The organism is Hyalangium gracile (genome assembly GCF_020103725.1).
Classification (GTDB): domain Bacteria; phylum Myxococcota; class Myxococcia; order Myxococcales; family Myxococcaceae; genus Hyalangium; species Hyalangium gracile.
In genome coordinates, this window is sequence record NZ_JAHXBG010000021.1 from 173,169 (window position 1) to 185,250 (window position 12,082).

The window sequence follows — 12,082 nt, forward strand, 5'->3', positions numbered from 1 at the left end:
CCCGTTCACAGGACCTTGATGAAAATCTTCACCGGGAGAGCATCAGGTCAGCTGGCCAGCGCCTGGGCCCACGGTTGGGGATCCACAGGTCGCGGTCGAGTTCGAGGCCACCTCGCGTGACGTCATCGACTCGATGCGCATCGAGGAGAAGATGACCACCGGCCAGATGGCGAAGCGCTCCGAGGAGGCCCGGCGCGCCGCGAACTGAGGACTGGGGCGGAGAGGCTGCTGGACCGCGACGGGGGGGATTCCGTGGTCAGCACGGCTACCCTCTCCCACACCTGGGAGGAGCGGATCTTTTTTGCGACTGCCGGCGGCGAGAACTGTCTCTCCCGTGAGGCTTCAAAAAAGGTCCCTTTCCTACCAGGAGGAATCCCCGTGTCCCTCAAGAGCGTCTCCTACAAGCCCCCGGTGCGGCCGTCTGCTCCTCCCTCCGCTCCGGCTGCACCGGCGGCGAGCGCGCCCCCGACGAGCGCCGCGTCTCCCGCGAGCACCTTCACGGCCACGCGCTTCGAGCCGCCCGCCCGTCGCCCCATGTCGCCGGACGGCACGTCGAGCACCCTGCGAAACGAGGTGCTCGGGGATGGGAAGGCCAACTGCCTGGAGAAGGCCAGCAACCTGGCGCGTCCAAACGACACGGTGGTGCTCTTCCGGGACGCGAATGATCCCGTCGGCCACGCCGTGGTGCAGCGCCCCGATGGCAGCGTGGTGGATCCGAACAATCCGAGCATCACCTACCCCGATCTCGGCAGCTGGCAGGCCTCCCACCCGGAGTACAACTCGCCCGCGAAGGTGCCGGCCTCGGCCCTGAAGCAGGTGCTGTCGCTGCCTCCCGGGCCGAAGCGCGATGCGGCCATCTCCGCGCTCGGTCTGTCGGGCGTGGCCAACCGCCAGGTCGCCGACGGCCCGCTGCCCTCGGGGGTGCGGGTGGACGCCAGTGACGGCCTCAGGCTCCGCGAGGGCGCGGGCACGAACACCAAGGAGCAGCGGATGCTGACGAACGGCACCGAGCTCACCGTGCTGGGCAGCCATGAGACCCAAACCGACTGGCTCTTCGTGCAGACCAGCGATGGGCTCACGGGCTACGTGCACCAGGGCTACGTCCAGCCCACGGACGGGCAGAGCTACCCGGGCATCGGCGATCTGGGCGACTCGCGCCAGGCCCAGGGCGGCGGCACGGTGGGCGGCTCGACGCCTCCTCCCTCCGGCCCGGCGGGGGGCTTCCAGTCGGGCTCGGTGGGCGTGTCTCCCAGCGTCACGCTGGGCACCGTCACCGAGGGGCGCACGCAGGAGAACCTCGATGCGCGTACGCCGCACTTCTCCCAGGGAGACCCGCTCTACTCCGCCAGCACCATCCCAGCCTGGGGTGGAACCGCCAGCATCAAGGACGCGGGCTGCCTCATCACCTGCAAGGCCATGGCGATCAGCGCCTACCAGAATGGCGATGGGCAGCCGATGGTGAGCCCGGGAGACCTGGCCGACACCTCCAACAGCGCCGCGGTGACGGTGGGTGACCGCACCTTCGTCCAGCACAGCCCCGCGTTCGGTCAGGGGGCCATCGATCGCGCGCTCGAGCAGGGGCTGCCGGTGGCCGTGCGCCTGGACGGGCCGTACGGCGAGCACTGGGTGCTCATCACCGGCAAGAACACCGACGGTACCTACACGGCGCGTGATCCGGGCTTCCGCGCGAACGCGGGCACCAACGACAGCTGCCAGGACATCTCCCTCACCTGGAACGGGACGACGCTCACGGGCCAGGCGCCTTTCGGCAAGGGCGCCTACACGGCGAACACCTCGGTGAACATGCACATCTACGCGCCCGAGGGGGCGTATACGCCCTGAGTAGCCTCGACTTCGAGACGAGGCCGCCCGAGCTTGCGCCGGGCGGCTGTCTCGAGGCCGTGATCAACGCATGTTGTTGATGATGGCCATGCTCATGTCGTTGAGCTTCTTCATGATGTTGCTGATGAGGCTGACGGCCTGCTGCTCCTTGTCGAGCTGCATCTGAGCCGCCATCATTCTCTGCTGGTCCGGGGGAAGCCCGGCGAGAACGTCGAGCTGAGACTGCGACAGTCCCGGGGTGCCAGCGGCGGCCTTGAACGCGGAATCAATGGTAGACATGTGGAGCCTCCTGCCGCGACAGGGTGGATTCCCTGTCGCGTTGCAGAGAGGTACCGGAGCACCAGCGAAACCTCTGTACCGCTGGGGAAGTAGGCTCGCCGTCAACGCGGCGAGGACTCACTGGAAGCGGTCAGCTCGTTCCAGCGGGCAACGGTCAGCTCGGTGTAGCGGGCCTTGTCCAGGCCGTAGGAGCTCCCTCATCTCCGGCTCCATCCGTCCGCTGCCCTGCTCCTGGATGAACGCGCGACGAACCATCGAAGACCTCCACTTCACTCAATCCCTCGGCGGCGTGGCGGGCGCCATTCCTGGCCGGTGCTCGCCCTGCTCGACCCAGGGCTGAAGCCCTAGCCGCAGCCATGCCCGCAGCGGACGCTCCACATAGCGGTGGCTCAGCAGCGACACCGCGACCAGGATCGAGAGCGTCAGCACGAAGAACAGTCGCGGCGCCGTGTCGAACATCGGAACCGCCAGCCATCCCAGGCCGGCGGTGACTCCGATCCAGACCGGGTGCTGGAGGATGTACACCGCGTAGCTGGCCTCCCCGAGCCGCACGAGCAGGGGCCGCGACAGCCACCCGCCGAGCGCTCCACCTCCGCGCGCGAGCCCATACACCAGGGCCCCATACACAGGCGCCAGCAGCGCGTTGTGGAGCAGTGGCAGCGGCAGGCGAAGGCTCATCGCGAACGCCCCCAGCGTCAGCAGGGCGGCGCCCGTCGCCAGCAGCGCCCCCGAGCGCCGAGGCCCCGCCTCTCGCTGCTCCAGGAGGAAGAGGCGCCCCAGCACCATCCCCATGAGGAACTCGGGCAGCCGCAGCAGCGGATTGTACCGGAGCACCGCGAGCCACGGGCCCTGCGTCAACAGGTTGCCAGGGCCTCCATCCGGCTCGAGCACCATGTACACGAAGGACGGCAGCAGCCCCAGGCCCCACAGCGCGGCCAGCGTCCAGCCCAGTCGCTCGCGCCGCAGCCTTCCCACCCAGACCGCGGCCACGGGGAACACCGCGTAGAAGAACGCCTCCACGGCGACGGACCAGCCCGGAGTGTTCCACGTCGTCGCCAGGGAGGGCAGCCACGCCTGGACCAGCATCAGCGAGCTGACCCCGCTCATCACCAGCTGCGAGGCCCACGCTTCGTGCCCCTGCCGCGCCTCGAACAGGGCCTGAGGCGCCATCAGCAGCAGCGCGAGCACATAGACGGGATACACCCGCGCGAGCCGGGCCACCCAGAATGCACGAGGGGCCACGTCCATCCCTCCGTCGGGGCCCACGTAGTTGTAGGCGAGCACGAACCCCGAGAGCACGAAGAAGAGCCCCACCGAGGCATAGCCGCACAGGTAGATGGACACCAGCCACCGGGGAGCGTGGTCGAACCAGAAGCCCCCGAAGTGGAAGACCACCACGTGGAGCGCCGCCCAGAAGCGCAGTCCGGTCAACGCTGGCAGTGCCCTCTGTCCGGTGCTGGCGCTGCGCATGCGCTCCCGTCACGTCGCGTCCAGCGGAATTCTTACACCGGCAGGTGGGAACAGGTGAAGCCGGCGGGTCCCTCGCGCACGGTTCCGCGAGGCGCTCGCCTGGTCGGCTGCCCCAGATGTCGGCTCAGAACGCCGTCTGGCCGCCGTCCACCGGCAGGGCGACGCCCGTGGTGAAGGCGGCGGCATCGCTGCACAGGTAGAGCACCGCCGCGGCGACCTCCTCGACCTTGCCGATACGGCCGACCGGATGCACGGAGAGCGCTATCTGGGCCTTGCGCGGATCCGTCTCGGCGGCGCGGCGGAACATGTCGGTGTCGATCACCGCCGGGCAGACCGCGTTGATGCGCACGTTCTTCTTCCCGTACTCGACCGCCGCCGAGCGGGTCAGGCCAATCACCGCGTGCTTCGAGGCGGCATAGATGCTCATCTTCGGGGCAGCGCCCAGGCCCGCGACGGAGGAGATGTTGACGATCGCGCCTCCGCCCTGAGCGAGCATCAGGGCAATCTCGTGCTTCATGCACAACCAGACGCCCTTGACGTTGACGGCCATGATCGCGTCGAACTCGCTCTCGGTGCCGTCGGCCAGCTTGCCCTTCTCGATCTCGATGCCGGCGTTGTTCACGGCATAGTCGAGGCGCCCGTAGGCCTCCTTGCAGCCCTCCACCAGCGCGCGGACCTCGGCATCCCGGGTGACGTCGCAGCGGATGAAGCGGGCCTCGCCGCCCGCCGCGCGGATCTGCGCGACAGTGCCCTCGCCACCTGCCGTGTCGACGTCGGAGACCACGACCTTGCGGCCCTCGCGGGCAAAGGCCAGCGCAATGGCACGGCCGATACCAGCGGCGGCGCCCGTGACCAGGGCGACCTGGCCGGACAGGAAAGCACTCATACGGCACTCCTCGGGAAGGACGGGGGCGCGGAGTCTATCCCGAGTTCCCACCGCCGATGCGGCCTACGAGCGGCTCCGCGAAAGATAAGCAGGCCCGAAGAAGTCTTTTCACGACTGCCGAAAAGGCTTCGCCACCTGAACCGGACAGCAGGCCCGCGTCCGCGCCCGCCTCCGGTCCCCCCTGCCGGGCGCGCTCTGTCCGAACTGGTCTGCCTGTCATACCAGTTCGGTACCGGTCCGAGCACAGGGGCCTCCCTGGCCAGACCGTTCCCCTGGCACAGGCGCCTCTCTCCAGGAGCAAGAACTTCTGCCGTCATAGGCCGCGAACTCGCGATGGAGCGCCCTATCAACGCCCCTCCTTGCGGCGAGTGAGGACGATGGTCGCCGGAGCACGCGCCACTTCGAGCTCAGCGCCACTCCACTTCGCGCGGCGACCGTTGATGCGCGCGTCGGACGGGTCGAAGAGATCGGCCGGGATGATGAAGCCGCCCGGCGGCCGGGCCGTTCCCTCGAGGCGGATGGTCAGACGGTCTCCCTCCGCCCTCAAGGTGAAGCTCAGCGCCCCCCAGGGCGTGTGATGGTTCTGGATGCGGACTCCGTCCCCCTGCAACCAGCTCTCCGGAACGCCGGCGGCAATGACGAGCGCGTCGTCGTCGCGCCGCTCGTATACGAAGAGGTCCAGCGCCGAGCGGATGAAGTCGGAGGCCACCCAGCCGTGCGGCATGTCCCCGATGAAGCGAGGCTCGCGCGGGTCTCGGCCCACGACCTCCGCCCACTGGTTCCAGGCATGCGGGCGACGATCGCCCATGAAGAAGTCGAGGGCCTCCAAGGCACGGTCTCGGCGACCGAGCCGGACGAACGCGCCGACAACGCGCCATTCGTAGGGAGTGTAGTCCTTCCAGGATGCGCCACCGTCACGCCTCGCCGTGAAGTTCCGCCAGTAGCGCTCGAAGGTTCCTTCCAGGAGGTCCGCGGGCAGCTGGCGCCGCAGTCCCCCAGGAGAGAGCGCGATCGTCGTCGAGGTGGCGTCGAAATCGCCCAGGTCCGCCGCACCGGCGATATAGGGAATGTCGAAGCGGCGCGCGGTCTCGCGCACGGAGCTCATCAGATCGGCGCGGAACTCATCGCGCTGCGCGGCCAGGCGCGCTCGCGTCCGGGCATCTCCAAACGTCGCCGCCAGCAGGACGGCGTCCTCGAAGCCTCGCAGCGTCCAGAAATCGTCCCAGTAGGAATAGGCGGGCTTCGCCGAATAGCCCTCGTGCGAGATGGAGGGCGGCATGAGCCCGAAGAGGTTGCGCCGCTCCGGCGTGTCGAGATGGGACTGCAAGCGCTCGGAGAGGCGCTGCTCGTTCATGTACCGAGCCGCCGCCTCCACCTTGGGCCAGACGGCCTGGAGCAGCGCGCGGTCTCCGGTGTAGCGCCAGACCTCCGCCGCCAGATGGATGAACTCGCCGTGGCTGTCGTTTTCCGGCACAGGATCGGCTCCGCGCGCATCGACACAGCAGGGCACCTTGCCGTTGGAGAAGAGGTGCGCCGAGTACCAGCGCAGGTAGGCCTTGGCCTCCTCCCCGTGCCCAAGGCGCAGGAGCGCCTCGGCGATCATCGCGCCATCTCGGATCCAGGAACGAGCATAGGAGCGCGCACCGGGACGCAGGATTGGCCCATCCATCATGATGAGGATGTGCGCGAGCGCGGTGCGGAGCGCGTTCGTCACCTCCCGCCCTCGCCCAGCCGCATCCACCTGGGTGACGGAGAGTTCCTTCCGCCATGAGGCCGCGACACGCGCCTCCTCTTCATCAAGCCAGCGCTCGGACTCCGTGCGCGGCGGAGCAGGCACGTCCCCCATCAGCGGCGCGACGAGGCCGAGGCGCTTCTCACCGCGCGGTGGCAGAACGACGTCATAGGCCAGCACTCCCGAGGCCAGACCTGTCTCATCCTCGACCGCAGGCTCACCCGCCGCATCGGTCCTCAGGAGGCGTTGCGGATAGGCTCCCCCGTCGAACTTCGAGCTCCCCACCATGTCGGGGCGCTGGAGCGGGAAGATGCGTCGTGCATCCGCGCTCAGCACCTCACCATCCCACGCCATCCTCCGGACCGGACTCACGCCCCCAGGCGTCGTGAGAAACTGCGTCGGCGGATTCACCTGCAGCGGTCGCACGACCAGGGCCAGCCGCAGCGAGAGCGGCGCGTCGGTGAGGTTCCTCAGAGTGTAGGAGCCGACGAGGCGATCCTTGCCGCGCTCGCCGGCCACGAAGGCCTTCACCGTCAGCCGCCAGGCGGGCCGAGTCCATTCCACGGACGGCATCGGCAGGGAGTCGTCCGACAGGCTGTGCACGATCGCGGCGTCCGCCCAGCTCGTGAGGCCTGTCCCGTCGATGACGAACGGCTCGATCGAGGGGCCTCCTCGGCCGAGCTCGAGCGCCCCGTCCTCCGACAAGAGCGCGCCGTCACCACCTCCCTTGACGCCCATCAACGTCCAGTAGCTCTGCTCTCCAACGAATCCGCGAGGGTGGAGCCCTCTCGGCGCACGGTGCGCCAGCGCCTTCAGGAAGGCGTTCGCATCGGCGCCGAACTCGAGTGGCTCGACTCGTACGTCCGCGAGCCCGAACCCCTGCCCGCTGGGGTTCCGCATCTGGATGCGGATGAAGCGCGCCTCCGACTCCGTCGCCAGGATCGGGTCCTCGCCTCCATCTCCGCCGCGGACACCGCGCAGGAGACGCCAGCGCTGCCCGTCGTCGGAGAGCTCGATGTCGTAATCGCGCGCGTGCGCGCCTGGCGCCCAGGTGAGCGAGAGCCCGCCAAACTCACGCATGCGCCCGAGATCGAGCGTCAGCGACTGCGGGCCGCGGCTGGATGCAGGGCTGCGCCAGGCCGTCGCCAGGTCGCTGTCGACAGCGAGCTTCGCGAGCTCGCCCGCCGAGGTGGCGCGTGCGGTGAGCGGTGGCGGCTTCCCGGTCTCGACGGGGAGAGGCCGGAGCACCAGCTGATCCATCTCGATCCACCCCGCCCCACCGCCGCTGCCCGCGCTCACGACGAGCTCGATCGCCGCGGTGCGTCGCAGCGTCTTGTCCGAGGTAGGGCCCCAGGCGAAGGAGATCTGACGCCTCTTGATGCGCACCTCGCGCCACTCGCGCTGGACCTGGAAGTCGCGCCGGACGTGCCACCAGACGTTCTCGCCGCTGGCATCCGTCAGCTTGAACTCGAGGTTGTTCGGCGCTCCCTCCCCACGCACGAAGAAGGAGAGCTCGAAGTTCTCCGGCAGCTCCAGTGGAAGGTCTCGACGCGCGAAGGCGTAGCCGGCGGATGGGCCCAGATCGAAGGACAGCCGCAGCGCCCCGCCCTCCGTCCCCACCGTCGGCGCCTTCGCGACGGCCACGCCGTCCGATGCCGCCACCCGCCATGGCGCCAGGTCGTCGAAGGTGTCCAGCATCCTCGGAGCGGGAGGCTCGGGCGCGGCCGCGGTGAGGAGGAGCAGTGCACTGGCGGCCAGGGCCACCCTCGCCATCCTCCCCACCCTTTCATCGAGCGCCTGCGTCATGCGCATCTCGGAGCCTCCTCACGCCGCGCGGCGTCATAGAGAAAACGTTTACTCAGAGGGAGAAAGCGTTTACATGACGACGCCAGCCCATGGCCAGGACCGCGCGCACTGGATCGCAAGCCAGCATCAAGGACGTGGCTCGCAAGGCCCGCGTCTCCATCGCGTCGGTGTCGCGCGTCATGAATGGCCTCGACACCGTGGGCGCGGAGACACGCGAGCGCGTGCTGGCCGCGGTGCGTTCCCTCCAGTACGTGCCGCACAGCGGAGCGCGCAGCCTCGCCACCCAGCGGACGAACATCGTCGGCGTCCTGCTGCCGGATCTGCACGGCGAGTTCTTCTCGGAGCTCATCCGCGGAATCGATGCCGTGGCTCGCCTGCGGCGCCTCCAGCTCCTGCTGTCGAGCACCCACGGGAATGCGGCGGAGCTGGCCGGCGCCATCCGCGCCATGAGAGGCCGGGTGGATGGGCTGCTCGTCATGTCGCCGCACGTCGACGCCGCGCTCCTGGACAAGAACCTGCCCAGCTCCCTGCCGATCGTGCTCCTCAACAGCCCCCTCGAGGACTCGCGGCACTCCACGCTGAGCATCGACAGCTACCGCGGGGCTCGCGACATGGTCAGCCACCTCATCAAGCACGGCCATCGGCGGATCGTCCACATCGCGGGCCCCGAGCTCAACCTCGACGCCCAGGAGCGTCTGCGCGGCTATCGCGACGAGATGGCGTCCGCCCTGCCCCGCGTCCCAACGCAGGTGCTGCCGGGAGACTTCAGCGAGAAGTCCGGCTACCTCGCCGGGCGAGCCCTGGCCGCCCAGCCCGACCGCCCCGACGCCGTCTTCGCCGCCAACGATGTCATCGCCGTGGGCTGCATGGTCGCCCTCCGCGAGGCCGGCCTGCGCGTCCCCGACGACATCGCCGTGGCGGGGTTCGACGACATCCCGCTCGCCTCCCTGGTCAGCCCCGCGCTGACCACGGTGCGCGTCCAGATCGCGGATCTCGGCCGGTCCGCGCTGGAGCAGCTCCTGCTCGGCATCGAGAGCCCCACGCGCTCGCGGCCCGTGTCCCGCGCGCTGGTGCCCCAGGTGATGGTTCGCGAGTCTTGCGGCACCGAGAAGCCGCCCCAACGACGCTCCCGGCGTCACGCAGCGAGGTTGCCATGAACAGGAAGCCAGGCAGCAGAATCGACCGGATATGCAGGGTGCTCGGGCTCGCCGTGGTGCTGACGGCCTTGCCAGCGCTCGCGCAGAAGACGACGGCGACTGTCCGGGTGGCCCTCAGCTCCCCCAGCGGGCCGATCACCGGCGCGACCGTGCTCGCCGTGAACACGAACAACGGCGCCTCCGCCAAGGGCACCGCTCGCTCGGACGGCTCCCACCTCCTGACCGGCCTGGAGCCCGGTGAGTACGTCATCACCGCCACCCTGCCCGGCGGCAAGGAGGTGTACCGCACGGTCTCCGTGCAGGTCGGCCAGACGGTGGACTTGACCATCAACCCCGAGGAGGAGGTGGCGCTCGATCTCGGCCAGAGCGAGACCCTCATCGTCGAGGGCAAGACGACGGAGAGCTCGACGGCCGAGGTCGCCACCAACGTCAGCCGCGAGGAGATCGAGAACCTCCCCCAGAGCAGCCGCAACTTCCTCAACTTCGCCGCGCTGGCGCCCGGCGTCCGCCTGTCCAACGACGAGTTCAAGAAGAACTACTCGTCCGGCGCGCTCGAGGCCCGCAACACCAACGTCTTCGTGGACGGCGTGAGCCTCAAGAACAACGTCATCGAAGGCGGCGTCGTCGGGCAGGACTCGAGCCGCGGCAACCCCTTCCCCCAGCTCGCCGTCAGCGGCTTCCGCGTGATCAGCCAGAACTACAAGGCCGAGTACGAGCAGGCCAGCGGCGCCATCATCTCCGCCATCACCCGCTCGGGCGGGAACGAGTTCCACGGCGACCTCTTCCTCACCTTCCAGAACCAGGCCCTGGCGGCCCGCAACTACTTCGACGTGGAGAAGGGGGCCCTGGAGCGGCCCGATCTGCTGCGCTCCCAGTTCGGCGCCGCGCTCGGCGGTCCCCTGGTGAAGGACAAGCTGCACTTCTTCGCGAGCTATGAGGGCAACATCCAGGACCGCTCGAACCTGGTGGCCATGGGCAACCCCACCGACGAGAACGTGGGCCGCTTCGGCGAGTTCGAGGGCAGGTTCACCAGTCCCTTCCGCGAGCACCTCGGCTTCGGGAAGCTGAGCTGGCGGCCGACCGGCAACCAGACCGTCGATCTCAGCGCCAGCCTCCGGCGCGAGACAGACATCCGCAGCTTCGGTGGACTGGTGGGCCGCGAGGGCGCCGAGAACGTCCGAAACAACGTGCTCACCGCCGCGCTCCGCCATCAGCTGCGGCTGGGCGAGCTGACGAATGAGGCGACGTTCCAGTACCTCGACTCGCAGTTCAACCCCACCGCCTCGAACCCCGACGAGGTGGGACGAGACTACCAGGGCGTCATCCGCCTGGGCGGCCGCGACACCACCCAGGACATCACCCAGCGGGCCTTCACGCTGCGCGACGACGTCACGTTCGCGAACTTCGAGTGGGCCGGCCAGCACGTGGTGAAGACCGGCGCCAAGCTCTCCTTCCAGCAGTACAAGATCGAGCGCACGCTCTTCGGCAACCCCGTCTTCCGCTTCCGCGAGGACGCCGCCAACGATCTCAGCTACGAGTTCCCGTTCGAGGCCGCCTACGGCGTCGGCGATCCCCGGATGACCGCCAACAACACGCAGCTCGGCGTGTACGTCCAGGACGACTGGGAGATCGCCCGCAGGTTCACCGTGAACGTGGGCCTGCGGTGGGATGTGGAGACCCAACCGCTGAACAACGACTATGTGACTCCCGAGGATGTCCGCGTGGCGGTGGAGGAGCTCGCGCGCCTGGTCGAGCCCACCAACGGGCCCGACTTCTTCCGCGTGGAGAACTACCTCACCGACGGCAACCAGCGCCCCATCTTCCTGGGGGCCGTGCAGCCACGGCTCGGCGTGACGTTCGATGTCCGGGACGACGGGCGCACGGTCCTCTTCGCCGGCGCCGGGCGCTACTACGACCGCACCCTGTTCAACACCGCCGTGGACGAGCGGCTCCGCCTCCAGTACCAGGTCCGCACCTTCCAGTTCTCTCGGGATGGCTCCATGCGCAACGGTCAGCCGACCATCGCCTGGCGCCCCGAGTACCTGACCAGGGCGGGACTCGACTCGCTGATCGACCAGGGCGTGGCTCCCGCCCCGGAGCTCTTCCTGCTCGAGAACGACACCAGGCCGCAGTTCAGCGATCAGTTCAGCGCTGGCCTCCGGCAGCAGCTCGGGCCGGTGAACACCTCGCTGACGCTCACGTACATCCGCAGCCAGAACGGCGTCGGCTTCTACCCGGCCAACCGCAGGTCCACCGGCAGCCGTGACTTCATCCCCACGCCGGGTGGCTTCGGGAACGTCATCATCTCGGTCGACGACCGGACTTCCACCTACCGGGGAGTGCAGGTCTCGGCCGAGAAGCGCTACTCGAGCGAGCTGTCCAAGGGGGGCATCCAGTGGGGCGCGTCCCTGGCCTACACCCTGGGCTTCGCGGAGGAGCGCGGCGGGCTCTTCAACTTCGACTACCCGACCGTCAAGGACAGCCCCATCAGCCCCACCGCGACCGACGAGCGTCACCGGCTCGTGCTCTCCGGCATCGTCGGGCTGCCGCTGAACTTCAAGCTCTCCACGCTGATCACGCTCGGCACCGGCCTGCCCTTCAACGTCTCCGATGCGTCCCAGGGCTTTGGTCCCACCGAGTTCGTGTTCCGCCCCTATGGTGGCCGGGCGGACGGCTTCATCCAGTTCAGCCAGGTGGACCTCCGGCTGACGAAGGACTTCGTCATCTCCGAGGGTCGCCGGATCAGCGCCTTCGCCGAGTGCTTCAACCTCTTCAACGCCAAGAACTTCGGCGGATACGACGGGTTCATCCCTCCGGAGACCGAGCCCGCCAACCCGAAGTATGGACAGCCCTCGACCCTGGTGGGCCCGCCGCGCAACCTCCAGTTCGGCATGGGCTACAGCTTCTGAG

General features: G+C 68.8%; 7 protein-coding genes. 3 read left to right on the top strand and 4 right to left on the bottom strand.

Translation table 11 applies throughout. The features are described from left to right. The first annotated feature begins 378 nt into the window (after nt 1–378). Nucleotides 379–1,842, top strand: coding sequence for an SH3 domain-containing protein (locus KY572_RS34090; protein ID WP_224247852.1), 1,464 nt, complete (start codon nt 379–381; stop codon nt 1,840–1,842). 63 nt (nt 1,843–1,905) lie between these two features. On the opposite strand, the gene KY572_RS34095 is transcribed toward KY572_RS34090, so the two are convergent. The 4 genes from KY572_RS34095 to KY572_RS34110 form a co-directional block, all read right to left on the bottom strand. After that, the gene (locus tag KY572_RS34095) at nt 1,906–2,121 is read right to left on the bottom strand and encodes a hypothetical protein (protein WP_224247853.1); all 216 of its coding nucleotides are present in this window, start codon (nt 2,119–2,121) and stop codon (nt 1,906–1,908) included. Nucleotides 2,122–2,394: 273 nt separating this feature from the next. Beyond that, nucleotides 2,395–3,591, bottom strand: a complete 1,197-nt coding sequence (locus tag KY572_RS34100; protein ID WP_224247854.1) for an acyltransferase family protein — start codon at nt 3,589–3,591, stop codon at nt 2,395–2,397. A gap of 124 nt (nt 3,592–3,715) precedes the next feature. Continuing rightward, the gene (locus KY572_RS34105; protein WP_224247855.1) at nt 3,716–4,477 is read right to left on the bottom strand and encodes an SDR family oxidoreductase; all 762 of its coding nucleotides are present in this window, start codon (nt 4,475–4,477) and stop codon (nt 3,716–3,718) included. Between the two features lie 346 nt (nt 4,478–4,823). Further along, nucleotides 4,824–8,021: a discoidin domain-containing protein gene (locus KY572_RS34110; protein WP_224247856.1), complete on the bottom strand. Its 3,198-nt coding sequence runs from the start codon at nt 8,019–8,021 to the stop codon at nt 4,824–4,826. Nucleotides 8,022–8,104: 83 nt separating this feature from the next. Here KY572_RS34110 and KY572_RS34115 point away from each other — a divergent pair, with 83 nt between their 5' ends. Both KY572_RS34115 and KY572_RS34120 read left to right on the top strand, forming a co-directional pair. Then, nucleotides 8,105–9,172 carry a LacI family DNA-binding transcriptional regulator gene (locus tag KY572_RS34115; protein WP_224247857.1) on the top strand — a complete coding sequence of 356 codons (1,068 nt, stop codon included), beginning with the start codon at nt 8,105–8,107 and terminating at the stop codon, nt 9,170–9,172. A gap of 38 nt (nt 9,173–9,210) precedes the next feature. Next, nucleotides 9,211–12,081: a TonB-dependent receptor gene (locus KY572_RS34120; protein WP_224247858.1), complete on the top strand. Its 2,871-nt coding sequence runs from the start codon at nt 9,211–9,213 to the stop codon at nt 12,079–12,081. Nucleotide 12,082 lies beyond the last annotated feature (1 nt).